This is a genomic window from Streptomyces sp. NPDC046985 (genome assembly GCF_040644415.1).
In the GTDB taxonomy this organism is placed as follows: Bacteria; Actinomycetota; Actinomycetes; order Streptomycetales; family Streptomycetaceae; genus Streptomyces.
Window position 1 is genome coordinate 37,849 of sequence record NZ_JBEYWK010000023.1, and the last position, 22,985, is coordinate 60,833.

Here is a 22,985-nt window from a genome sequence, read left to right on the forward strand (position 1 = left end):
CGGACGCTGGGCCCCGAGCAGAGCGCCCGACGACTCGGCATCCGCCGCAGGGAGTTGGACTACCTGGTGGAAGCCGGGATGCTCGTCCCGGCCGGGCGCAACGCCAAGGACACCGTGCAGTTCACCCTCGCCTCCCTGGACAGTGTTGCCGCACGACCGCTGGACTGGCGACAAGCGGCGACCGCATCGCCTCGCCGCCCGTCGCCGTGGGCCGAACTGGCAGGCCCGCTCGCCGACCGCGGCGAGCTGGTGGCGGCGCTGGTGGAGCAGCTGCGGCACGCCGGAGTCCGGGCCTGGGCCCGCAACAGCCATACCGCCGACTGCTGGACGGTCGACTGGGCGCCGCTGCCGCACGGCGGACCTCACCCCGGCGAGGTGGCGGCGACGCTCCCGGCGCGGCTGGCCCGCGCCGTCGACGCGCGGCACCTGGTCCTGCTGGGCCCGGTCGGGACGACCATGCACTGGGCCCACGCAATGACGCGGCCGGGCGTCGCGTGCGTGATCGACTGCGAGTCGACCGGGCTGCGCGGTGATACGCGGGTGGTGGAGGTGGCCGCAGTTGGCGCTTGCGACGGCCGCACGCTGTTCGAGTCCCTCGTGCACCCCGGCATGCCGATTCCCGCCGCCGCGACCACCATTCACAAGATCACAGACGAGATGGTGGCAGACGCGCCCACCTGGAATCACGTGGCGCCGGACCTGGCCGCCGCAGTCGGCCCGCGCATCCCGCTGGCCTACAACTCCGCTTTCGACGCCGGGCTGATCGCCCATCACACCCGGATGGTCTCCGCCGACGCCGGCTCCCTGGCCTCACCCGCGTCGTGGCAGTGCCTGATGAAGAAGCGCTCCGCCTGGCTGAGCACCAGCGGCCGGCGTCGGCTCGGCGCCGGTCACCGGGCGCTGGGCGGCGCCGTCGCCGCGCTGGAAGTCCTCCGCTCCCTCTCCCAGCCACCGCCGGGAGCCGTGGAGCGGGCCACGTGCTCCGAACCCTCGACGCCGGAGGAAGGCAGCAGCCCGCGGCGGCGGGCCTCACGGGTGAGCAACTCCACCTCGGTGCGGGCCGCCGTGTAGGCGACCGCCGCGCGGGCGAGCCGCTGTTCAGCGGCGGCCAGAGCAGCCACCGTCTCGTCATCGGTCGGCACCCGGTCGGGCGGCACCGTATTTCCCTGCGCGCCGGGCCGCCTCGCCGGCTCCTCCACCACGCGGGGCTGCGCCGCCGGGGGTGTGCTGCGGACGAAGACGCCCTTCCCTTTGATCGCGTAGGCCAGGCCTTCCCGCTTGAGTACGCGAACCGCGTTCTGCGCGGTGGAGTTGGCGATGCTGAAGCGTTCCTGGAGTTCGCGCGCGGCGGGGAGCCGGTCGCCCGGCACGAGAGCGCCGGAGCGGATCTCCTGCCGCAGGACGTCGGAGACGCGGACGTACGGGGGCCTCGCGTCGTTCTGCCGGTGCTCGTCACCCGGCACGGCCGGGCGGTCCAGGTGCTCTCCTGGGGCCGACGGCAGCAGTGCCGGGCTCGTGTGGCAGACGTAACTGCCGCGCCCGACCACGGAGTAGACCAGGTTCTCCCGCTTGAGCACCCGCAGCGCGTTCTGCACGGTGGAACTCGCGACGCCGAACCGCTCCTGAAGTACCCGCGCCGACGGCAAACGGGTTCCGGGCGCGTACTCCCCGCCTCGGATCGAGGAGCGCAGGACCTCGGCCGCCTGGAGGTAGGGCGGTCTGGAGTCCTCTTCCAGCGGCAGCGTCATGGGGCCACGGTACGCAGTACCGCCGCCCGGCCGGGCACCAGGTGTCCGGCCCGTCCGGGCGGCGGCATGACACGGCGCCGGGCGCTCGGCAGGACGGCACCGTTGTGGCGTCACGTCACCGTGGCGGGTTCCCCTGCCGGAGGGATCACCACTGCCTCAGGAACTCGGTCAGCCCGCGCCGCTGCCGGTCCTCGTCGCTCAGGACCTCGCCCAGTGCCTCCCGGTCGATGTACGGGCCGACGGCTCCCGTCACCAACCGCCGCAGTTCGTCCGGTTCGAGGGCTTCGACTTCCCACTGGACAGGGCGCTGACGGTCGAAGCCGTGCCGGTCGGCGAACGCCGGCCATCGCGGGTCGCTCTTCTTCCCCTCGGTGGCCGGCAACCGGTAGGCGAGGGTCTGCTCGCGGGTGAGCAGCACCCGGTGCACCTCGCTCCAGCACTGCGTCCGGGCCACCCAGTCACGCTCGACGTCTTCGCCGCTGCAGTCGAAATCCCCGCAGTAGAGCAGCACGGCGGGCCGGGGATCTCGAGCGGTGGGCTCGCGGACCATCTGGACGTAGGACTGGCTGCCGAAGCCGCGGACGACCAGGACCGGCACGCCGAGGTCGGCGAGCCAGCTGTGAACATCGCCCGGAGCGAGTCCTTTTCCACCGCGACGTAGAGCGCGTGCCGCTGGTTTCGGGTCCGGTCGAGCCGGAACAGGTCGGGTACCTGCGGACCAGGGCGCCGGCGTCCGACCAGGAGGGCGGGACGTGGACTTCGCGGAGGGTGTCGAGCAGGTCCGGGAAGCCGTCCTCGCGCCGGGCGCGGGCCAGATGGGAGGAGAGGTGCCGGTACGTCGAGGGGGTGTTCGGGATCAGCCCGGCGGAGACCGCCCGGTAGTGGACCTGCCGGAGGGTGACTCCGCCGTCGTACTCCAAGACGATGGCGCGGGCCTGCTCGACGACCTCCGACCACCGGATCCGGCTCACACAGGTACTGGTACCCGGAGGCGCCTCCACACATCCGGATGGCGGATGAATGAACCGGGTGTCGGCCGGAGAGAGCAGCCGGCTGCCGCCGGAGCGGGCCTCCCTCGGCCCGGCGCGGAAGACGGCGAGTCACGAACGGGACGGGTGCCGTGCGCAGAGGTTCGACGGGTAGAGCGGCCGCTGGTCGGTACGCTCCGGGCATGACGGGCCCGCCGCCCCACACCGACCCTGGCTCGGAACACGGTCTGTGCGGGATCTGCCCCGCGCTGAGACTGCCGCGCGAGCGCTTCGTGATCTTCGATCGGCCGTGCCGGGAGGCACAGTTCGATCCGGTCGACGGCCACCGCTACACCCGCGCCGGAGAGGCTGCCTGCGTCCACCCGGACAAGATCGGTCTCATGCCCGACCGCGCCGCCGCGCCGCGCGAGCCGTCGCCCGCCGCGCCACAGCCGCCTCGCGCACGCCGCTGGTGGTGGCCGGCTTCCAAAAGACGGGGCGACGACGGGTGAGCACAGCGGCGGAGGCGGCACGGCCGCCGGCGAGGTGCGCGTCCGGCGTCACTGTCGAACCGGTCGGTGCTGACGAGGGCGGTGCGCCGCCGGGAGGCGGCGACGTCGCAGGGCGGGTCGCCGCCCGTCCACGACCGGCTGAGTCGTGGTCGTGGGCAGCCCGGTTGAGCGTGCCGCGGCGTCGGGGGCGGCGGGCGCGGTTATTTCAGTTCCCGGCAGCGAGGAACTGCCGGGCGCCGCGCAGCCCGGTGGTGAGGTGGCGCTGGGTGGCGCTGCTGTCGAGACGGACGTCGACCGGCCCGGGAAGCGTGCTCTCGGCCCGAAGACCAGTCGGCAGCCGTGCAGCGTCGAGACCGTCACGTTGAGCGATGAGAACGCCGAGGGTGTGACGGCTGACCGCGTCGGCACCGGCGACGTGGTGCATTCCGTGCGCCCCGGAGGACCCGAGTTCCAGGAGGGCGGCGGCCAGGTCGGCGACGTGCACGGGGCACCGGATGTCGTCGGTGAACAGAACTCCGTCCGCCTGGCCGACCGCGAGACCGTGCACAGCATGCTCGTGCACGGACCGGCCGCCCCCGATGATCAGTGAGGTGCGGGCGACGACCGCGTCCGGGGCCACGAGACGGATGCCGGTCTCCGCTGCGGCCTTCGCCGCCCCGTAGGGAGTCACGGGATCGGGAAGGCAGGTCTCGTCGTAGGTGACACGGCCGATGCCGGAGAACACGGCGTCGGTGGAGACGTGCACCAGCCGGCAGCCGTGCTTCGCCGTGGCCATGGCCAGTCGTACGGGGCCCTCGGCCGTGACCGGCCAGTCAGGTCCTCCGCTCGTCGCGTTGACCACGAGGGCCGGGGCGGCCTCGGTCAGGACGGCGTCGAGGCGCGCGCCGTCCCGCAGATCGAGGGCGTACTGCGTGACGTCCGGGGTGTTCCGAGGTCTGGTCGCGAAGGTGGCGGCCGTCGTGTGCCCCGCCGCTACCGCCTGACGGACCAGCTCGGAACCCAGGAAGCCGCTGCCGCCGAGGATGAGGACGTCCATGAGGCGTCACGGTAGACGTTCGCCCTCGCCCCCGAAGGAGGAATGTCCAGATCTGACCGCAGTGGGCAGACCCGTGACGCGAAACGCGCCTCACCGGTTGGTCGTCGCCGTGGAGTTCGGTCGGTCCGGGGGCAGAGCTGCGGTGATCGTCCCACGGTGTCGGTGAGCGGGGTTAGCGTCACGCCGAGCTCGTGCTCCGGCTCGGCGTGCGCGAGGCCGTCCGCGCTCAGGAAGAGGTAGTAGTACCGGGTCGTCAGCGGGCGCGATGTTGCGGAACCGCCCCTGGCGAAGCCGCTCAGCGCGCCGGCGGAGTAGACGTGCGGCAGCCACGTGGGGCCTACGATCGCTTCCACCCAGGCCCGGGCCTCCTGCGGGTCCACGGTCATCCGGGTCCTGAGCTGCTTGTTCTTCGCGGCGATCGACAGCGTCAGGACGCTACCTTCCCGGTCCGGCCGTTCCAGGAGCATCGCCTGGTCGCTGATGTCGCCCATGATGGTGAGAACGGCGTGCCGGTCGGTGACGGAGCGGACCGGACCGAAGTGGTGCGGCACTGCCCTGCCTGCCGCATGCAGCTTCTCCAGCTCGGCAGAGGGCAGCACGGAGGCCAGGCCGCCGGCAGTCGGCTCCGTGGAGAACAGGTCCCGGCGGAAGCGCCTCAGATCTTCTTCGTGCTTCCGTAGCACCGTACGAATGTCCACACTCATGCATATAACGTACAAGCCGCCTATCAGTGCATCCACCATCCTGGTATGCGGTCGCTCGTGGCCGTCACCGTCCGGATCCGCGCGAGCGGCTGCGCGGTCGGGCCGCCGTTCGACGTCCGGCCGACCGGTCCGGAGCGCTTGCGGGCCGGCGGGCTTGCCGCGCGGGGGCGCCACGGCGTCGGCCGGTGGAGTTCGCGGGTCAGCGGCCCGTCCGCATGGCGAGAGGCCGGTCCCAGGTTCCGTGGGCGGCGAAGGCGTGCAGTACGGGCTCGATCACGGCGGCCGCGTCGCGGGTGATGCCGTCGGGGGTGAGGGTGGCCCGGTGGCAGATCGGCCGGCCGGCCTCGGTGCCGTAGTCGGCGTACTTCCCGTCGTCGTAGCGGTCGGCGGCGGCTTCGACGTCGATGAGGCCGAAGGCTTCGAGCTGGCGGTGGGTCTCATAGGCGTCACGGCTGAGCCCGAAGTGGCCGGCGCGTTCGGTGCCGGTGACGTACGGCTCGTCGTGGACGGGGTTCTGGTTGATGTCGAGCCACATCAGGTAGGAGACGGTCTCGCTGGGGGTCAACAGGTTGACCCAGCCTCGGGTGAAGAACTCGGTCGGCACGTTGACGCCGGGCAGCGCGGCGCGGGGCACCTTGTAGGGGATGGGGGCGGCCTTGGTGCTGGCGCCGCTGTCGCACAGGAGCTGGAAGTCGCGGAAGGGCCGTGAGGTCCCGGCGTTGGGGAGTTCGAGCATCTGGTGCTCGTGCAGCTTCTTGACGGCTTCGGTGATCTGGCGGGCCTTGTTGACGCGGGGGCTGGCGACCCGCTGGCCGCCGGGGGTGTGGCGGGCGTGCGCGCCGAGCAGTCCCATCCAGGAGAACGGCCGGGTGCTGTCGGGTTCGATGGGGATGCGGTTGTGCCACTGGTGGCCGGGGGCGGCCTGGCAGTGGGCGGCGAAGAGCAGCAGGAGGTGGAAGCGGCCGGCGACGCCGCGCGGGGCGATCAGACGGGCGGCGGGGGGCTGCTCGGTGCGAGGCAGGCCGTTGCGCTCCCGGTCGACGTGGCGGGGTTCGTCGTGGCGTAGGTAGGTGCGGCGCATCCGGACCGTCGCGGGCGCGCGGCCGCGGGAGGCCAGCTCTTCGGCGGCGTCGGCGACGGCGGCCAGGGCGCCGCTGGTGCGCAGCGTGGTCAGCGCGTCCAGGCGGGCGCGGACCTTGGCGGTAGCAGTGGCGGAGCGGTTCACCAACGAATTCTCACCTTTTGATCGCCACGTTTTGATCCGCATGTTGTGCTCATCGTCATCTCTCTGTCTCAGCTGATGGCGACACATGAGGATCAATCCGTGGTCCCAGTGTAGCGGGAGGGCCGTCCCCGAGGGGTCTCATGGTGTGTACGAGCTTCGCCGTGGCGCCCACGGCCCCCGTTTCGGTGGGGACTGGGTGTGTCCCGGCGGCGCGCGGTGGTGCGCACCGGGCCCGGAAAAAGTCTTAGCCCCGGCGACATGACCACAAGGGTCAGCGGTCCACCGGGGCTTCTCACCGAGAACTATACCCGAATCCGAAGGAGGAACAACGTGACGCACGCTTCCCCGGCCCCCGGCGGCGGCCCGTGGGTGGAGGCCTGGCTGAGCCCGGCCCGCTTCGGGGTGTACCTGAACGAGACCGGCGGCGACCGCGCCCGGGCGCTGGAGCTCTACAGGTGGAACAGCGAGCTGTCGTGCGCGGTGCTGCACGACCTCGGCCACTTCGAGGTGGCGCTGCGCAACGCCTACGCCGCGGCGCTGGACGCGACCTGGCCCGGGCCCGGGCACTGGCTCGACGACCCGGCGAGCCCGCTGCGGGCCCCGCTGCTGCGCACCAAGCGCGGCGGGCCGCGCGGCCCGCGGCAGGTCGACATCAACGACAAGCCCCGCCGGGCCATCGACTCCGCGCGCAGCCGGTACGGCGTCCAGGCGCCGCCGGGGAAGATCATCGCGGATCTGTCGCTGGGCCTGTGGCGGTATCTGTCCTCCTCGGCTCACGAGAAGACCCTGTGGGTGCCGCACCTTCACGGGGCTTTCCCGGCGGGGACCAACCGCGCGACGGTGGACCGGAAGATCGGTGATCTGCACGGGCTGCGCAACCGGGCCGCGCACTGGGAGCCGCTGCTGGCCGCGCCGCTGACCCGCCGCATGGGCGACCTGGTGTGGGTCACCGGGCTGCTCAGTCCGGAGCTGGCCGCCTACGTCCAGCATCACAGCGAGGTCGCCGTGCTGCTGGCGAAGCGCCCGTGACGCCGGTGGAGGCCGCTGCCCGGCACGATCCGCCCGGCAGCGGTTCACCGGCGTCGCCGCACCGCGCGCCGGTTCCGTCCCAGGTCAGCGGAGTGCTGGAAGTGTTTTCGTAGGCTGCGCCCCGACGCCGGCCGCTCGAGGTGCCGGCGCGTGGGCGGACCGCCCTGCAGGGGGCCGGCCGGAAGGAGGGCGTCATGAACGGCACCACACTCGCGGGCCGTTACCGGCTGATCGGCCTCCTGGGCGCCGGCGGGATGGGCCAGGTCTGGCGTGCGGTCGACGAGCGGCTCGGCCGCCCGGTGGCGGTGAAGGTCCTGACCCGCCCCGAGGACGAGGACCTGGTGCTGCGGCTCGACAGCGAAGCGCGGGCCGCCGCCGCCCTGAGCGATCCGCACGTGGTGGCCGTCCACGACATCGGCGAGGCGCCGGCGGCCGGGAGCCGGGTCGTCTACCTGGTGATGGAGCTGGTCGAGGGGCGCTCGCTGGGCGAGGTCCTGGCCGGCGGCCTCCCGGCGGTCGGCGACGTGGTGGCGTGGGGCGAGCAGATCTGCCGCGGCCTGCACGCCGCCCACCGGGCCGGGGTGGTGCACCGCGACATCAAGCCCGCGAACATCCTGCTCACCGCGGACGGGCGGGTGAAGGTCTGCGACTTCGGGATCGCGCGGCGCGCCGACGCGCTCGGGCACCCGCTCACCGGCACCGGAGCGGTGATCGGCACCCCCTCCTACATGTCCCCCGAGCAGGCCCGCGGCGACGCGGAGATCGGCGCGGGCAGCGACCTGTACTCGCTGGGGTGCCTGCTGTACGAGCTGCTGACCGGCCAGCCGCCGTTCCCCGGCGGCGGGTGGCCGGTGCTGGCGCAGCACCTGAACCAGGTCCCGGCCCCCGTCCGCTCCCACCGGCCCGAGGTGTCCGCCGAGCTCGACCGGCTGGTGGCGGAGCTGCTGCGCAAGGACCCGCGGCGCCGGCCCGCGGACGCGGCCGAGGTCGCCCGGCGCCTTCACGCCCTGCGGGCGCCGGCCGCCGCGGCCACCGTGCCGGCGACCGCCGTCGTGGCGCGGCCCGCCGCCCGGGTCCGCACGGCTCCGGCCGCCGTCGCACCGCCGGCGCCCTCGGCGCCCGCCGCGGGTGCCGCCGGCGGGCCGGGGCGCTCTGCGGCCTGGCGGGCCGGGGCGCTGACCGGTGTCCTGGTCGGCGGCCAGCTGGCGGTGTTCACCGCGGTTCCCGGGCTCCTCGCCGGTCTGCTGGGGCTGCTGGCCGGCATCTGCGTCGCGGCCGGCTCGCGCATGGAGGCGCGGACGGTCGACGGTGATCAGCCCGACGGGCAGGGCAGCGTCGTCGGGGTGTTCGCGGCGATGCTGATCGCCGCGGCCGTGATGGTCGCCCTGCTGGTGTGGAGCCCGGCGCCCTGGTGGGCGGCGGTGCTGGCCGGCACGGTGACCGGGCCGGTGATCGTGGCGGTCACGGCCGGCATTCGGGCCCTGGTCGAGCAGCTGCTGCGCCGGGGCGGAGCGGAAGCCGAACTCGCCGCCACCGCGGGCCTGCTCAGCGGGGCCTTGGGGTGTGCGCTGACCGCCGCCTCGGTCCACGGGTCCGTCGCGGGCGCCGTCGCGGTCGGGGCCGGTGCCTGGGTGGCGAGCAGCCTGGCCGTCGCGGCGGCGCTGCCCGCGCCCCGACCGCGCGCCCGGCACCTGTAGGCCGCCGAGGGCCGGTGCGCCGAGTGCGCTCCGGCCCTGAGCGCGGCCCGTGCCGTACGTCTCGAGGCGGGTACGTCTGGAACGTCGGGTCGGCGATGCGTGCGCGCCGTTCTCCGGGTCCGGATCTGCGCCCCGGGCTGGTTGGGAACGGCCCGGGGCGTCCGCTCGGCGCCGCTACGCTTCGCAGGGTGACTGATATCCCGGTTCTCGACGGTCTTCTGCGGCGCGCCCTGCTCGCCTACAACGCGCGGGCGCTGCACACCGGCGCCGAGGCCGGGGCGCACACCGCGGCGTTCCTGACCGAGCTGGCCGCCGACCTCCTTGTCGTGATGGACACCGCCGACGATCCGGTGCGGCGCGAGTTCCTCGCCGAGGCGTACCGGTGCCTGAGCATGGCGGCCGACAACCCGCTCGGGCAGTCGTGCCGCGAGCGGGAGGAACTGGTGAACATCGCCTGCCACGGCCTCGCCCACGCCCTCCTGACCGGACCGGCCGGCCGGGCGAGTGAGGAGGAGGTGCACGGCCTGCTGGCCGAGCAGTGGACGGCGTCGCTGCTGGCCTGGTCGCAGATCTTCTCCGCCCGCCTGGACACCGTCTCCCCGCCGTGCGCCTGCGGGGCGCTGGGCACGCGCCCGGTGCTGGTCCCCGCCGAGGGGAGCTGAAGGGTGGACCGCTCCCTCCCGGAGATCTCCCCGCGCGGCCTGGCGGGCCTGGACCTGGTGCTGCCCGCCCTCGCCGGGATCCGGATCGCCCTGACCGGCGGCCGCGGCAACGCCAAGTTCCACGTGCCGCCCCCCGACCCCGGTCTGCGCCGCTACCACCCGGGGACCTGCCAGCACTCCAGGCCCGCCGCCCAGGCCGCCACCTACGCGCTGCTGGAGGTGTTCGGCCGGGTCTGCAAGAAGTGCCTCATCGTTCTGCCGAGCGCGCCGGGCGCCCTGTGGCGGGCCGCCGCGTTCACCGCCCGCCGCCGCGAGGTCCTTGACCGGGCGGAAGCGGACCGCGAGCCGCGGACCTGGCTCGGCTACGCCCGTAACGCCGCCCGCCACGAGCCCGGCGACGACGAGCAGCTCGAGCAGTGGCTTGACCAGGCGCGCACCGATGCCGCGCTCGCCGCGGACGCGGACGTCCTCGCCGGCGCCTGGCGACGGCTCACCGCCGATCACCGGGTCTTCCTGGACGCCTACGCCGCCGACTGCCCCGAGGTCGAGGCGTACAACGGGGCGCGGGACGCGGTGCGCCGCGCCGCCGGGTCCGAGCAGCGGCGGGCCCTGGACCAGGTGAGCGCGGCGGTCGGCAAGCTCTCGCGGACGCGGGAGCGGATGTACGGGCCGCCGCCGGAGCTGGACGCCGGGGCGCTGGTGTGCGGGGTGTGGCTGGCGGCGCGCTCGCGCGGCCACTCGGCGCGCCGGGCCGCCGATGTGGCCCAGGACGCGGCCGGTGCGGAGCTGGCCGGCGCCCGGGTCGTCGACGTCACCCGCCTGCCCGTCCCGCCGCGCACCACCGGGTCCGCCCACGAGAGCCCGTCCGCGTGGGCGGACGCGGAGCTGGCCCTGTGGTGGCCGGAGGCGGTCACGGACCTGTGCACGCGCCTGGAGGAGGACTTCGAGGCCGAGTCGGCGGATGCCAGCAGCCGCCTGCTCCTGGTGCGGGACTGGCCGCTGACCGGTACCCGGGACGCACCGGTGGCCTACCTCGCGGCCTCCCCCGTCCTGGGCCCGGTCGTCCCCCACGGGTACCGCGAGGTGGGCGACTACGTGTCCTGGAGCGGCGGGGACAGCGCCGGCCCCTTCGCGCGACGGCCGTCGGGCACCGGCCGTTCGACCGGGTCCGCTGGGCTGGCCGTTGCGCGCTCCGGACTCCGGGAGCCCGCAGACCCCCTGACCTGCGGTCCGATGAGCCTGGGTGGGGCTTCCCGTTGCGGCGGCCGGGGTCACCTGTGGCCGGTGCCGCACGGTACCGTCGCCCGCATGAGCCAGAGCGTGCAGAGCGAACCGACGGTCCCGGTATGGATAGATGCTTCCCGCCTTCGCCGTCGTTTCGGGTTGGCGGCCTGGGGCCTGGCGATTCCCGCCGCCCTGGGTTCCTGCGCCGCTCTCGGTGCTGCCGTGTGGGCCGTGACGGACCGGCAGGCGCTCTGGTACGTGACCGGCCTGCTCTACCTCGGCTGGGCCGTCGCGATGGCGAAGTGGACCGTCTCCCCGATCAGGCGCGTCCGCGCCGTACGGGCGGGCATCGTCCAGCACGCCACGGCCCTGACGGAATCCGCCGGCGGGGACGACGTCTGGGAGGTTCGCCGCCGCGCGGATGAGTTCCATCGGTGGATGGTCGGCTCGCGCTCCCGGATCGGGCACCGCATCCTCCCCGTCACCCCTGCCACCGAGCTCGGCAAGCAGGTGCTCCGGGAAGCCGGGAGGAGCACGGGCCTGACCCACGCCACCCTCTTCCAGGTCGACGCACTCGCCCGGGCCGTCGCCCCCGTTTCCCGGAAGCGGAACGACCGGTCGGCGTAGCGGGCTCTGCCGTTCCCGCACCGCCGCTGTTCACCGATCCTTATCGCGCTCTCACGCCGCGTCCGTTCGTGTGTGTTGGGCTGTTCTGCCTGGTGGGGGCATCGCGTCGGCGGAGTGGCTGGGCGACGTGCCCGGCTCGGCGCGCCGCCCAGGTGCGGACCCGGGCCACGTCGCCGGGCCGTACGCCGGCGTCGACGGGGTCGAGGGGGAGCAGCTGGGCGTGCTGGGCGCGGACGCGCTGATCGACGGCGATGCTGATGCGGGCGTGGTGGCCGTCGCGGATCGCGGCGACCGTGCGGGCGTTGACGCAGAGCCGGGCGGCCAGGCGGGCGGCCGGCCAGCCCCGCTCGGCGAGCTCGGTGAGGAGAGCGGCGGCGGGGGCGGCATCGACCTGACCGCGTCCGGCCCGTGGTGTTGCGGGTTGTTCGGGCGGCAGCGGGATGCCCAGCACCGCGTCCGCGGTGACGCGGGAGACCTGGACCGGTCGGCGCGCGGCCGGTCGCAGGAGGCGGCGGATCAGGGTGACCGCGACGCCGGAGTCGTCGGCGATGTCCTGCGCGGACAAGCCGTGATCGCGCAGGGCCAGGGCATGCTGGGCCGCCGCCTCGGAGTCGACCCGGCCGCGGCGGCCGGCCGCCCGGTCCCGGTCACGTTCCCGGCGCGCTTTGCGGGCCGCGGTCAGGCAGGCCGGACGGGTGCAGCCGTAGTCCGCGCACGACGGCTCGCCATGGCGCACCCGGCTGCGCGCGGGGCGGCGCTCACCGCGGGCGGGAGCGGGCAGGGGCAAGGCGAGTTCAGGGGGCGACGTGGGAAGGACTCTGCCTGTGGGATCGGACGAGGCAGCCGCATTCTGTCGGGCGCAGTCGCCGGGCGGCGGGGGCTGTCGGACGAGCAGCGCCACGGCGCCCGGACTGGGGGCCGCGTTCGTCTCCTTGTTCTCGCCGGTGCCGTACACGTTCACCATTGTGGCCGCCGCCGGGGGCCGGCGTGGAGCTGCGGGTGCCCGACGCCCCGCAGGCCGGCGGTCGGGTGCGCCGGGCCCGGAACGTCCGTGGCCCCGTACGCGGTGGGGCGTACGGGGCCACGGGACAAGTAGCGGGGACAGGATTTGAACCTGCGACCTCTGGGTTATGAGCCCAGCGAGCTACCGAGCTGCTCCACCCCGCGTCGGCAGGTCCGCACCTTACGGCATCGGGAGCCATGGTCCGCCCGCCGTGATCCCCGATCCGGCACGGTCGTCCGCCGGGTCGGCGTCCTCCCAGGTTGCGCGCTTCGCCCCGGAACGAGCTGCCCGGGCGGGAACAGCCGAGGAGCCGGTCCCGGCGTCGAAGGCCAGGCAGCTCGACCAATCAATATTGCTTAACGTTATGAGTTTTTGTATGGTTGACGTGTCTTCGTGGCTGGTCAACGCCCGAAGCGCAGTATCCGGCATGAAGGATTTTCCATGACCCTGATGACCCGTCGGGGCAAGCGCCGCGACTACTGCTGTCACGGCCACAACCCCAAGGAGCTGGACCACGGGACCGAACGCGCCCGCGAAAAGCGCGAGTGGACCCGCGAAGCCGCGCAAGACCGCGCGGACGCCGAATCGGCACCGGCGGTGAAGCAGACCGCCCCCTGAACACCCTGGCCACCGATCCGCCCCTCCCCGGGAGACCTCCGTGCCCGTCCCGCCCACCGCCGACGAGATCCGGCTCCCCCTCCCCCGCGGCGGCACGCTGACCGCCACGGCCACCGCCGACACCAGCACCGGAGCGGTGCGCTACACCGTCCGCACAGCGCATCTGCACGGCGTCTTCCTGGTCCACCCGCACGTCGTCGGCGGCGAACTCCTGCCGTGCGGTGTGCGGGTGAGCTTCGGAGACGGAGCGGCGCCGATCCGCCCGTACCAGCCGCGCCCCCACGAGCCGATCGCCCACCGCGTGCGGATCCACGGCACCGCGACCTGTGCCACCCCCGACCGGCTGCCAGACCTTCGGGCGGTCCTCGTCGAACCCGTCGTCCTCGCCGAGCACTACGCGACCCGGCGGGTACCCGACGGCGCCAGAGCCCTCCTGGAGGACGCCGTCCTCGCAGTCCTCATCCACTGGCGAACACGGGAGGACCGGCCCGCCCTGGTGCTGGCCGCCGCCCGGCGCGCCGCGCCGGCGGTGGTCCGCGACACCCGTTCCTCCCTGGCCGCGGCCGAAGCCGACCTCGCGGCCGTCGAGGCGAGGGCACTCCGCCACGAACACCGCCTTCTCCAGCTGGAGCGGCTGGCCGCCGCTGTCCCGCCGCCGATTGCCGCACCGGCCGGCCCCGCCCGGCTCGTCTACACCGACGAGGACGGCCACGCCATGGGCAGCGCACGGGTCCGCGAGACGGCGGTCGGTCGGCCGCCCGGCACCGTCACCTACCGCGTGGAGGGACCGAGACTGGCCGGGAGCGTCGTCGTCGGCCCCTACCAGCACAGCCGCGACCCGGTGCCCACCGGCATCAGCGTCCAGTACGGCACCGCCTCCGACACCGGACGACACCGCGACGAGCCGGTCGTCAACGGCGTCCGGCTGCGCGGAGCCTGGGACCACTCCAGCACCGACCCCGTCACCCCCTCTTCCCCGTCGAACCTCCCTCGCCCGTCCCGAGCGGAGGAGCCCTTCTCCCAGCCTGTACCGGACGCCACGGAGAACCGCTGGTGGGCCGTGGTCCGCGCCCTCGCCGCCCGTTACAACGAGCGTCCGGACAACCAGGCGCTGCGCCAGGCCGCCGCGCACGCCCGCGCCCTGCAGGCCCTCGACGCTGTCCGCGAAACCCTCGGCCGGCTGACCGAGGAGACCACCAGGCTCACGGCCACCGTGAACCAGCTGCGCCAGCGCCTGGACGACGCCCTGGCCCTGCTCCGCTGAAGTCGCTACCCCGGCACCCACCCCGCCGCCCGGCCGCGCTGTCGTACCGTCCGGGTAGCCTGACGCGGCGCAACACGGAAACGGAGACGGCAGTGCACACGGTGACGGTGATGGCGACCACTCTCGGCTGGCTCGCCACCCTGGCGTCCGCCTCCGTCGCCTGGGCCAAGCTGGCCGATCCCACACCGCGCGGACGGTTCCTGCCCGACGGCCCGATCATGTGGATGACCGTGGTCGCCGGGGGCCTCGCTCCCCTACTGCTGCTCACATCCGCAGGCCTGATCCCGCGCCCGGGCGGCATCCCGCTGGGCCTGGTGCAGCAAGGCGTCTGGATCGCCGGCCTCGTCCTCGTCGTACGCCTGTTCCGGCGCACACGGTCGGCCGCCTACTCCGACAGCCTGCTGATCAACATCATTCCGAAGCTGCTGCCCCAGATCACCGCACTGCAGCGCAGAAGCGCCGACCCCGAACCGGAGGCCCTGATCGAACAGGCCCGCGCCGCCATACAGCGCGGGCACGGCCGCGAAGCCCTGCGGTGCCTGTCCAGGGTCACCGAACACCTCCAGCACAGCCCCGGATCTGCCGGCGAGGAAGGGACCGCCCTGTGCGAACGGCTCTCCCACCTGTGCCGGATGCACGGACTCCCCCGCCCTGCCTCCAGCCCGTGAACGGCCAGGCCCCTGATCCGACCCCGGGCTACGACGCCGGGCCGGCGGACTGGAGTCCGTCGCCGTCCGCGGCGGGCTCGCGCCAGTTCAGGTCGAGCTGATCGGCTCCCTCGCGTACGACAATGGGGCCGTGCTGCTTCTCGAGCTTGTTGTACTGGGTCCGGCCTGACCCTTCCTGCTGGTAGCCGGCCCATCGGGCCAGGTTGGGCTTGGTCAGCTCCACACCCGCCTCCTGGTGCGCCAGGTAGATCCGCTCGGCGCGCTGGCCCTTCGTCTCGTTGGGCGGAGCGACACCGAGTTTGACCTTCGGCTCCTGTGGCTCCCTGCCAGCCGCTTCGTCGTCCTCCGCGTCCGCGGCTTCCCCCTGCGGTGCCTCGCCCTCCGCAGAGGTATCGGCCTCGTCCACCCGCTGCTCGGGTTCCTCATCGGGTGCCGTCTCCGGGCTGGGACCCGCCTGGGGCTGCTCAGCGGGTGCGGGAGACGGGGCCGCCGGCTCCGGCACTGCCACCGGGACCTCGGCGTCCCGGTCAGTTGCTCCATCGGCCGCGTCGTTCGGCGGCGCGGCGGGCAGGGTGACCGGCTGCTCCTGCGGGGCGGCTGCGCTCGCCGCAGCGGGCTCGGCGTCGGACGGTACGGGCACGGCCGGGCGAACGGGCGGTTCGGATGCGGCGGGCGCCGGCTCGAGCTGTCGCTCGGCCGCCGGCGGGCCGGCCTCTACCGCATCCCGTCCCACCGCGATGCCGAGCCGGGCCTGACGCAGTGGCCGCAGTTCCTCGGCCGTCGCCTTCTTGCGCCAGCCGCGCCCGTGCATCGCCCTCAGGTCCTGCCGCAGCAGCATCTTCTCCTGGTAGCGCTCCAACGCGAGCGCGTAGGAGCGTATCTCCCACAGCTTCATGTCCCGCCATATGGAGAACGTCGCCACCGGCGCGAGGAACCAGCGGGACAGCCGTACGGAGTCCATGTGCTGGTCGAGCTCGATCGACGTCGCCTTGGCGATCGCGTTACGCATCGCCTCGGTCACCGCGATGAACAGCAACGGGATTGTCGCGTGCATCGCCGAGCCCAGGACGTCCGGCCACGAGGAGGCGGCGTTGAACGTGATCGTCGCCGCCGTCAGCAGCCACGCGATGTACCGCAGCAGCGGGTACTTCAGGTTCACCGAGGTGAGCGCCAGGTCGAGGGCGAGCAGGACCGCGATGCCGAGGTCGACCGCGAGCGGGAAAGCGGGCGCGAAGCTGCCGAAGCCCTTCTCCTCCGCCAGAGCCCTCACCGCGGTGTAGGAGCCGGTGAACCCGGCTCCCGCGATCGCGATCGACCCGAACCCGATGGCACCGAACAGCGCCTTGCGCCCCCGGCCCCACCGCACCCGGGCCCCCTCCGGAGCAGGGCTCGACGGAGCGGCCGGCCGGACGACGGTGCTGCTCGACCCAGCGGTCATGGAAGTACTTCCCTCTCGTCAGTCCGTGCACAGGCGCGCATCGCACATAGAGGTGCGATCAACGCCCCCGGTGTGACACAGACCGACCTCCTGCCGCATTCAAGCCACGCCGGTGACTCTGAACGGTACGAAGGATGAAGTCTACGAACCACCCCCTTTTCCCCACGGTACCCTCTCCTACCTGGCGCTTTGTACCTAAGATCACGATCTGCCCCGCCCGCGAGAGCAACGCCACGGCTTGGTTACGCTTCAGTACGCCAGTTCAGGGACTGGCCGAAACCGTCCTCGCCGATCGCCTGGGGGAGCTCCGATGCCCGTGGTCACCGTCATCGTCGCGCTCCTCGCCGGCCTGGCCGCCGGAGCAGCCGCCCGGCCGCTGATCTTCGCCCGCGCCGTCCCCCGCGGCGAACCCACCCGAACCGCGTGCACCTCCTGCTCCGCGCACTACCCGGCCCCCGGGCTCCGCGGCCGGCTCCAGGCGGTGACGGGACGCTGTCCGGCCTGCCGGGAGAAGGCCGGACCGCCTGCCGGGCTCCCCGAGGCTCTCACTGGAGCGGCCTTCGCAGCCCTCGCCGTTACCGGCGCCAGCGGCTGGACCGGCGCCGCCCAGTACTGGCTGGCCGCCTGCGGCGCAGCCCTGGCCATCATCGACCTCAAGGTCCACCGCCTCCCCGACGTGCTCACCCTGCCCGCATCCATCGGCACGCTCCTGCTGCTGGCAGGAGCCGCGCTCGCCGGAGAACCGGGCAACTTCTGGCGCGCCCTCACCGCCGCGGGCCTGGTGACGGCCGTCTACCTCGCCCTCGTCGTGACCGGCATGGGAATGGGTGACGTCAAACTCGCTCCCGCCGTCGGCGCGCTTCTCGGCTGGTCGGGGTGGGCAGTCGTCTTTCGTGGCGTTTTTGCAGGCTTCGCCCTTGCTGCGGTCGTTGCGTTGGTTTTGACGTTGGTATGGCATGTTTCCGGCAAAGGCCGCCTAGCGTTCGGCCCCTACATGATCACCGGCGCGGTGGCTATCTCCGTCTTGGCCACCACTCTCGGCTGACCCGGGCTGGACACGCCGATCGCGCGGTAGGGCTATATGTGCGTGATCACAAGTGACGGCATTGATAGCATTGCCGTCATGAAGAGCATGACCCTGCGCGTTCCAGACGAGGACGCTTCTCGCATCAGCAGGCGTGCGGCAGATCTAGGGCTATCGGTCAATTCGTACCTTCACCAGACGGTGATGGCAGAGGTGAATCGTGACGTTGCTCGCTTCGCGGCACCGACCCGCGGGGTGCTGGAGTGGCTAGAGGCCGACACCCAGGCAAACGAGATCCTCGGACCGCTGAGCTCACGGATCGACCGCCACCCCCAGCCGGACCCGGAAGCGGCCGCGTGACCGATCGGCTTACCGTTGGACACCTCTCCGCAGTAGCCCAACAGATGCCAGGCCACCCGGCTATCGCAGATTGGGGGGTGGCCGCCGCGTCCATCGCGCGATGCGAGGCGATTGTGGCCGAATCGCCTGTCTACTCAGGGCCGATCGGACAGGCCGCGTCGCTGTTTCACACCCTCCTGCGGCTGCCGATGTTGGAGTTCTCCAACGGTCCCTTCGCTATCGCGGCCACCATAGACCTGCTCCGGTACCACGACGTTGGTTGTGACGCTGCACCAGCGCAGTGGGCCGAGCTAGCAGTCCTGGTGGCCGACGGGCGGGCCAGCGTTGAGGATGTGCACTCCGCCCTCAAGGCTTGGACCGAACCCTGAAGGCCCTGTGCCAACTCGGCGATGAGCTCCACGGAGCAGTCCAAAGCCCCAACATGCTGCGACCCGCCGGGGGGTGGCCCCGGCAGATCACAGCGAACCAACGACCCCCTACAAGACCAAGGAACGCAGAGAAGCCGTGATGTTCAAGAATACCGATCGCTCGGAGGCCTGCACGTGAGTAGCGAAATGCTTGTGCGGGCGGCGACCGACGTCATCGGACGCCAGCTGAAGCCGTTCCCGGAACAGGAACCCCGCATCGTCGCATCCCTGGGGTACAAGGGAGGGATCGGAAAGACCACCCTCGCCGAGGAAGTCGCTCAGGAACTCGACGCCGTCGCTGTGGACTTCGACTGGTCCAAGGGGGGTCTGACCGCCAACTGGGGCTACCGAGAAGAGGACCGCCAGGGCGCTCCCCTTCTGGAGGCTTTCGAGTCGGGCAAGGTACCGGCCCCGCTCCGAGGGGGAGATCGGAAGCCTGACCTCATTCCCGGGCACACCACCTTCGGAGAGAACGAACCTGCTGCGGAGAAGGTGGCCGACGACCTCACGCGTTGGTCGAAGGAGCTGAAGCGACGGCTGGTCGTCGACACCCACCCTGACGCATGCCCGTCCACCTACGGGGCCATGGCAGCTGCCGACGTGGTCCTGACCCCGGTGGTACTCAAGGTTCGAGAGATGCGCTCGCTCGAGCAGCTCCTGGAAGAGGCGAGCGACTACCCGCTGTTGCTCATCCCCTACATGGTCGACGGGAGTCCCTCCGAGCAGCTGATCAACGAGCTCGAAGGGCTCGCTAAGAAGTACCAGGTAGCCGTGGGTCCCATGGTGAGCTACTACAAGTGGATCGGAACTCGCCGAAAGCGTGTAGCTATTTGCTCCGAGCCGGTCTTCAAGAAGGAAGAGCCTTTCGTGGAGCAGATCCGAGAGGTCGCAAAGGCGGCGATGAACTATGGCCGATGAAGTTCAGTCGGAGAACGCCACGGACGGCGTGACGCAACTGCGTGGCCTCAAGGCTGGGCGTAGGCGAACCGGGCCGCCGCCGCCGCGCAAGCCGAAAGCAACAGACGCGAAGGAAGATACAACTGACACGGGCACAGAACAGACGGGGGCACCCGTCTCGGACGGCCAAGTCAATGGCGCAGGTCGGACAGAGGCAAGGACTACGTCGACGGACTCGGCGACGAGCACCTCTTCACCCGACGCAGACGGCATCACTGGGGAAGGCCCGTCCACCACCGGCACCAACGGCACCACTGACACGTCGTCGGACTCCGGGAAGGGGACAAGCGCCGCCTCTTCCTCTACTTCGTCGGTAGGGTCGTCGTCTTCGCTGGCACGACGGCCGTCGAGTGCCGGCGGGGTCGTCAGCACCGGGACAGCGCAGCTGGCTTCCGAATGGGACTCGTACTCTGTCCCAGCTGACCCCGTAGACCTCGTCCGCGCGGAAGAAGTCCTGTTGCAGCGGCACTTCGATCGAGAGCCCCTGAACGCTTCCGTACCCGAAGCACTGGAAATCGGGCTGCGGCTTGAGCGGTTGAGGGTCGTGTCGCGGATAGGGCGTATCCCTCCGGCTGATCTCGTCGCCCTCGGTCTGGACTGGTTCCTCCGGGGAGGGTCGAACGACGTGGATGACATCGCCGATCCCTGGAACCAGTACCGGGGCCCGGGCACTCCAGAGGAGATCCCTCACGCGGAAGTCGTACTCCGCCAGCGCTTCATCACACGCGAGCAACTCAAGGCGTCGGTACCGGAGGACCTTCAGCTTCCGCACCGACTGGCCATGTACAAGGTCAGCAACCGTGGCCTGAGGAAGGTCCCGGTCGCCGACATCGTCGCGGTGGCAATGGACAGATGGCTTCGACTGATGGGCTTCTGAGCCCGTCCAAGGTTCACCGAACTATGGCCCAGCACCGTGGCGCGTGCTGGGCCATAGCCTTGCACTCTCCCTCCATCACTATTTCCACGTCCGTTGACACGACTATTAGCCTAGTCTTAAGCCTAGGCGTGTAGACGTAGATATCCACGCCCCCAACTCAGCGACCCCAGCACGTCTCCACGCCGAACGCTTCCCCCACCCTCCGCCACCCCCACCAAGCCCGCACTTCTCGGACTCGGATCGACATGCAGACAACATCATCATCGCGCGGACCGACGAGTCCGGACGAGTGGGTACCGCGATGAAGCTACCGAGCTCTAACATCAACACACCTGCGTCCGTTACGACGGCTAGTTGCCTAGGCGTTAGACTATCCGTCACACCACAGATAGAAAGAGGTCGGTATGACACCCAAGGCTAAAATCTCCGAACGACTGCGAGAACTCGCCCGGTCCATTGAATCAATGGAGGAATACTCCGATTCCGACGACGCATGGCTATCAGCTCATCCAGAAACTCGGCAATTGATTGAGAAGCGGGGCGTGAGCCGGGAGCAGCTCAACTACTCCGTTCCAGCAGCGCTCGACCTAAAGACTCGAATCAACGCATACAACGCTGAGCATGGCGCACCCGGGCCTGGCAATGTGGTCGCCGAGGTGCTTGACTCCTGGCTTCGCGCCCAGGGCTATCCGCCGATTCTGGACGCAGCAGCTACGGCGCCCCGAAAGCATTGAGACGTCTGCGGCCGGCGAGGAATACGCGTGGCGAACTTGGTATATCGTCCGCGCCTCAGCCTGGAGCGGGGCGGAGGGACAGGAGCGCGTACTGCACACAAGCCGATGCTGTCTGATCCCGAGCGAGTGGCGACAATCACTTCAGCACCCTGAAGGGGCTGCGCTCTCACAGGGCATTCACCGCAGAGGAGCTGTCCGTCCCGCATCCAGTCGACGGCACCGTCATCCTCGCGCAACGGCAATCCGGACATAGCGCGGCGACTGGAACACTCGAGCACACCCGTCGACTCCGTCACTCTGGGTAACCTTTTCCTTTAACGGAGCCCCTCAGACGTTAAAGGAAAAGGAACCAGCACTCGTCGCAGTCCCCGCGGTCGGCTACCAGATGGCCTTCGGCTCGCTGAAGTCCCACTGCTGGTACGTGAGCCGACGCTCGGAACTGTTGATCAGGTCAAGGACGTCGGTCGCCAAAAACACGCGCGCGCCACGCTCAACCTCCTTGACGTGAACGACACCTGCTTGAGCAAGCTCGTCCAGAGCCTTGTTGGCCGAAACGAATGACACCTTGAGCAGCGACTCCGCAGCCCGTGCGGTGACAACCGGCACGCCTGGAAGTTGCTCCATGATCCGTACAACTGCCGAGTCCTTCCGGGGCACGGTGCGTAGGTTCAGGCGCTGACGGTGGCCGGCCAAACGGGCGTCCCAAGTACTCCGCATCTCCGCAAGCTCGGACGTGAAGCGCCGCGACTCGGCCACTGCGTCACGTGTGGCCGCCAGGAAGACTCTGATCCAGGCGTCCGTGCCAGCCAAGGCTGATGGACCACTTGCATCGCCCTCGTATCGGTACGCGTTGAGTCCTGCGATGTACTCGCGAGCGTGGGACAGGAGCGACATCGAGATGGGCAGGACGTGGCCCACGGCAAGCCCTTGCCGAGCGAGAACCGTATGAATCAACGCACGCCCCGTACGCCCGTTACCGTCGGTGTACGGATGGATCGTCTCGAACTGCGCATGAATCAAGGCCGCTTGGACCAGGGGCAGGGGATGCGATTGGGAGAGGAAAGCTGACAGATCCTCCATCAGCGCCGGCACCCGACTGGGGGGAGGAGGCACATACTCGGCGCCATGAGGGCTCAGGCCGCCTCCACCCACCCAGTTCTGCACTTGCCGCACTGTCCCCGCGTCCGCTGCTTGGTCGGTCCCGACCATCAACGCCCGCTGGAGGCAGTCAATGTCCCGGGGAGCAACAACCGGGCTGGAGTGCAAGCTCGTGACAGCCTGCCGAAGCGCCAAGACGTTGTTCACCACCTCCCGCGCGCTCGCGTCCACACCACGTGGTGCCCGTGACTCGTCACCAGCCTTCATGCCGAGCACCAACTCCAGTTCAGCCACCGCTCGCGCCGACGCCACCACGCCTTCGATCCGTGACGAAGCGACGGCCTCGGACCGCAACAGGAACCGGGACAGAGACTCCAGATGCGGGCTGGTCGGCGTCGCATCCCCCAACGAGCGCACGAGTGCTTCCACAGCCGAAACCTCAGCAGCCACCTCCGTCGATAGTCGGATTGGGCGACCACAGAGCCCATCCGGTACGTAGGCCCGGAAGTTCTCGGGCAGGTTCGCCGCCCACGTTGCATCGGCATCGGGCCGCGACTGCCATCGCTGCTCGGTAAACCTTGCCACCAAACACGCTCCTAAGCTTTAACCTCAAGAGGATGTGTTTAAGGATAGTCTGTCTCGCGTGATGTTTGATGTGATGCCTCCAGACGTCTGGCCCCTCTGGGTCCCGGCGCCTGACAACGCGTCACCACGTAGGGCAGCCCCTGCGTCACATCGCTTCCCCCAAACGACGAAGGTCCAGCCAGACCCTCGTTGCCCGGACGACCACCGCATGGAAGCGGTGACCATGACTCCGGGTCTGCGGGAAAACAAAAAGGCGACCCCGACGGTCGCCTGTCGGACAACTCAGCCAAGTTGCCCGTTCGCCGCTCGGGGAGCCACCCCGAGCATTCGCATGTCCATGTGCAGCCAGCCGATTCGTTCGGCTCGACCCGCCAGTGTTCGTGGCGCCAACCACGATCACGGCGCAGGAGGAGGCTCATCGCTCATCTGACCTGACCCGTACTACTCGCTCACCTCCGCTGACCAGGCAATACCTGCCGATGGGTCGAGCGGCCAGTTGAGTTTTGCCCTCATCCCTATG

The 22,985-nt window shown here is 71.0% G+C and carries 21 protein-coding genes, 1 tRNA gene and 1 pseudogene; 14 read left to right on the forward strand and 9 right to left on the reverse strand.

Annotated elements, in window-relative coordinates; all coding sequences use genetic code 11:
• Positions 1-474: 474 nt before the first annotated feature.
• Positions 475-774: pseudogene (locus tag ABZ861_RS26410) on the forward strand (3'-5' exonuclease); the annotation flags it as partial.
• Positions 775-890: 116 nt separating this feature from the next.
• Here the strand turns inward: ABZ861_RS26410 and ABZ861_RS26415 are convergent.
• Positions 891-1,748 carry a GntR family transcriptional regulator gene (locus tag ABZ861_RS26415; protein WP_361634787.1) on the reverse strand — a complete coding sequence of 286 codons (858 nt, stop codon included), beginning with the start codon at positions 1,746-1,748 and terminating at the stop codon, positions 891-893.
• A 145-nt stretch (positions 1,749-1,893) separates the two neighbouring features.
• Positions 1,894-2,346, reverse strand: a complete 453-nt coding sequence (locus ABZ861_RS26420) for a hypothetical protein (protein ID WP_361634790.1) — start codon at positions 2,344-2,346, stop codon at positions 1,894-1,896.
• A gap of 573 nt (positions 2,347-2,919) precedes the next feature.
• On the opposite strand from ABZ861_RS26420, the gene ABZ861_RS26425 reads away from it, so the two are divergent.
• Complete coding sequence (locus ABZ861_RS26425) at positions 2,920-3,228, forward strand: hypothetical protein (RefSeq protein ID WP_361634793.1); 309 nt, start codon at positions 2,920-2,922, stop codon at positions 3,226-3,228.
• Positions 3,229-3,433: 205 nt separating this feature from the next.
• Here the strand turns inward: ABZ861_RS26425 and ABZ861_RS26430 are convergent, their stop codons facing one another.
• The 3 genes from ABZ861_RS26430 to ABZ861_RS26440 form a co-directional block, all read right to left on the reverse strand.
• Entirely contained in the window at positions 3,434-4,264 is an 831-nt protein-coding gene (locus ABZ861_RS26430; protein ID WP_361634796.1) for a sugar nucleotide-binding protein, read from the reverse strand.
• Positions 4,201-4,968: a hypothetical protein gene (locus ABZ861_RS26435; RefSeq protein WP_361634799.1), complete on the reverse strand. Its 768-nt coding sequence runs from the start codon at positions 4,966-4,968 to the stop codon at positions 4,201-4,203. Before ABZ861_RS26435 ends, ABZ861_RS26430 begins: the two co-directional genes overlap by 64 nt.
• Positions 4,969-5,167: 199 nt before the next feature.
• On the reverse strand, positions 5,168-6,196 hold the full coding sequence (locus tag ABZ861_RS26440) for a hypothetical protein (RefSeq protein WP_361634802.1): 1,029 nt from the start codon (positions 6,194-6,196) through the stop codon (positions 5,168-5,170).
• A 327-nt stretch (positions 6,197-6,523) separates the two neighbouring features.
• On the opposite strand from ABZ861_RS26440, the gene ABZ861_RS26445 reads away from it, so the two are divergent.
• The 4 genes from ABZ861_RS26445 to ABZ861_RS26460 all read left to right on the forward strand — a co-directional run bounded on the left by ABZ861_RS26445 (position 6,524) and on the right by ABZ861_RS26460 (position 11,432).
• Positions 6,524-7,222, forward strand: a complete 699-nt coding sequence (locus ABZ861_RS26445) for a hypothetical protein (protein WP_361634805.1) — start codon at positions 6,524-6,526, stop codon at positions 7,220-7,222.
• 194 nt (positions 7,223-7,416) lie between these two features.
• Positions 7,417-8,919 carry a serine/threonine-protein kinase gene (locus ABZ861_RS26450; protein ID WP_361634808.1) on the forward strand — a complete coding sequence of 501 codons (1,503 nt, stop codon included), beginning with the start codon at positions 7,417-7,419 and terminating at the stop codon, positions 8,917-8,919.
• A gap of 188 nt (positions 8,920-9,107) precedes the next feature.
• Complete coding sequence (locus ABZ861_RS26455; protein WP_361634811.1) at positions 9,108-9,581, forward strand: hypothetical protein; 474 nt, start codon at positions 9,108-9,110, stop codon at positions 9,579-9,581.
• 3 nt (positions 9,582-9,584) lie between these two features.
• Positions 9,585-11,432 carry a hypothetical protein gene (locus tag ABZ861_RS26460; RefSeq protein WP_361634814.1) on the forward strand — a complete coding sequence of 616 codons (1,848 nt, stop codon included), beginning with the start codon at positions 9,585-9,587 and terminating at the stop codon, positions 11,430-11,432.
• A 40-nt stretch (positions 11,433-11,472) separates the two neighbouring features.
• Here the strand turns inward: ABZ861_RS26460 and ABZ861_RS26465 are convergent, their stop codons facing one another.
• Together ABZ861_RS26465 and ABZ861_RS26470 are read right to left on the reverse strand one after the other, a co-directional pair.
• Positions 11,473-12,387 carry a hypothetical protein gene (locus tag ABZ861_RS26465; protein WP_361634817.1) on the reverse strand — a complete coding sequence of 305 codons (915 nt, stop codon included), beginning with the start codon at positions 12,385-12,387 and terminating at the stop codon, positions 11,473-11,475.
• Positions 12,388-12,525: 138 nt separating this feature from the next.
• Positions 12,526-12,599 (reverse strand) — tRNA-Met (locus tag ABZ861_RS26470).
• Positions 12,600-12,876: 277 nt separating this feature from the next.
• Here ABZ861_RS26470 and ABZ861_RS26475 point away from each other — a divergent pair.
• From ABZ861_RS26475 to ABZ861_RS26485, 3 genes are all read left to right on the forward strand, one after another.
• Positions 12,877-13,053 carry a hypothetical protein gene (locus ABZ861_RS26475; protein WP_361634820.1) on the forward strand — a complete coding sequence of 59 codons (177 nt, stop codon included), beginning with the start codon at positions 12,877-12,879 and terminating at the stop codon, positions 13,051-13,053.
• Positions 13,054-13,093: 40 nt separating this feature from the next.
• Complete coding sequence (locus ABZ861_RS26480; RefSeq protein ID WP_361634823.1) at positions 13,094-14,317, forward strand: hypothetical protein; 1,224 nt, start codon at positions 13,094-13,096, stop codon at positions 14,315-14,317.
• A 110-nt stretch (positions 14,318-14,427) separates the two neighbouring features.
• On the forward strand, positions 14,428-14,985 hold the full coding sequence (locus tag ABZ861_RS26485; protein WP_361634826.1) for a hypothetical protein: 558 nt from the start codon (positions 14,428-14,430) through the stop codon (positions 14,983-14,985).
• Positions 14,986-15,013: 28 nt separating this feature from the next.
• Here the strand turns inward: ABZ861_RS26485 and ABZ861_RS26490 are convergent, their stop codons facing one another.
• Entirely contained in the window at positions 15,014-16,423 is a 1,410-nt protein-coding gene (locus ABZ861_RS26490) for a DUF2637 domain-containing protein (RefSeq protein WP_361634828.1), read from the reverse strand.
• Positions 16,424-16,733: 310 nt separating this feature from the next.
• On the opposite strand from ABZ861_RS26490, the gene ABZ861_RS26495 reads away from it, so the two are divergent.
• The 5 genes from ABZ861_RS26495 to ABZ861_RS26515 all read left to right on the forward strand — a co-directional run bounded on the left by ABZ861_RS26495 (position 16,734) and on the right by ABZ861_RS26515 (position 20,782).
• Positions 16,734-17,468 carry an A24 family peptidase gene (locus tag ABZ861_RS26495; protein ID WP_361634831.1) on the forward strand — a complete coding sequence of 245 codons (735 nt, stop codon included), beginning with the start codon at positions 16,734-16,736 and terminating at the stop codon, positions 17,466-17,468.
• A gap of 78 nt (positions 17,469-17,546) precedes the next feature.
• Positions 17,547-17,807, forward strand: coding sequence for a hypothetical protein (locus ABZ861_RS26500; RefSeq protein ID WP_361634834.1), 261 nt, complete (start codon positions 17,547-17,549; stop codon positions 17,805-17,807).
• Between the two features lie 542 nt (positions 17,808-18,349).
• Positions 18,350-19,132, forward strand: coding sequence for a ParA family protein (locus ABZ861_RS26505; RefSeq protein ID WP_361634837.1), 783 nt, complete (start codon positions 18,350-18,352; stop codon positions 19,130-19,132).
• A 496-nt stretch (positions 19,133-19,628) separates the two neighbouring features.
• Positions 19,629-20,048 carry a hypothetical protein gene (locus tag ABZ861_RS26510; RefSeq protein ID WP_361634840.1) on the forward strand — a complete coding sequence of 140 codons (420 nt, stop codon included), beginning with the start codon at positions 19,629-19,631 and terminating at the stop codon, positions 20,046-20,048.
• 404 nt (positions 20,049-20,452) lie between these two features.
• Positions 20,453-20,782, forward strand: a complete 330-nt coding sequence (locus tag ABZ861_RS26515; RefSeq protein ID WP_361634842.1) for a hypothetical protein — start codon at positions 20,453-20,455, stop codon at positions 20,780-20,782.
• Between the two features lie 378 nt (positions 20,783-21,160).
• Here the strand turns inward: ABZ861_RS26515 and ABZ861_RS26520 are convergent, their stop codons facing one another.
• Positions 21,161-22,309 (reverse strand): Fic family protein, encoded by a 1,149-nt coding sequence (locus ABZ861_RS26520; protein ID WP_361634845.1) that lies wholly within the window; start codon positions 22,307-22,309, stop codon positions 21,161-21,163.
• Positions 22,310-22,985: the final 676 nt, after the last annotated feature.

Coding starts and splice junctions, on each gene's coding strand:
- ABZ861_RS26415 (WP_361634787.1), bottom strand. CDS start 1,748: ATGACGCTGCCGCTGGAAGAGGACTCCAGACCGCCCTACCTCCAGGCG.
- ABZ861_RS26425 (WP_361634793.1), top strand. CDS start 2,920: ATGACGGGCCCGCCGCCCCACACCGACCCTGGCTCGGAACACGGTCTG.
- ABZ861_RS26430 (WP_361634796.1), bottom strand. CDS start 4,264: ATGGACGTCCTCATCCTCGGCGGCAGCGGCTTCCTGGGTTCCGAGCTG.
- ABZ861_RS26435 (WP_361634799.1), bottom strand. CDS start 4,968: ATGAGTGTGGACATTCGTACGGTGCTACGGAAGCACGAAGAAGATCTG.
- ABZ861_RS26450 (WP_361634808.1), top strand. CDS start 7,417: ATGAACGGCACCACACTCGCGGGCCGTTACCGGCTGATCGGCCTCCTG.
- ABZ861_RS26475 (WP_361634820.1), top strand. CDS start 12,877: ATGACCCTGATGACCCGTCGGGGCAAGCGCCGCGACTACTGCTGTCAC.
- ABZ861_RS26485 (WP_361634826.1), top strand. CDS start 14,428: ATGGCGACCACTCTCGGCTGGCTCGCCACCCTGGCGTCCGCCTCCGTC.
- ABZ861_RS26490 (WP_361634828.1), bottom strand. CDS start 16,423: ATGACCGCTGGGTCGAGCAGCACCGTCGTCCGGCCGGCCGCTCCGTCG.
- ABZ861_RS26495 (WP_361634831.1), top strand. CDS start 16,734: ATGCCCGTGGTCACCGTCATCGTCGCGCTCCTCGCCGGCCTGGCCGCC.
- ABZ861_RS26500 (WP_361634834.1), top strand. CDS start 17,547: ATGAAGAGCATGACCCTGCGCGTTCCAGACGAGGACGCTTCTCGCATC.
- ABZ861_RS26515 (WP_361634842.1), top strand. CDS start 20,453: ATGACACCCAAGGCTAAAATCTCCGAACGACTGCGAGAACTCGCCCGG.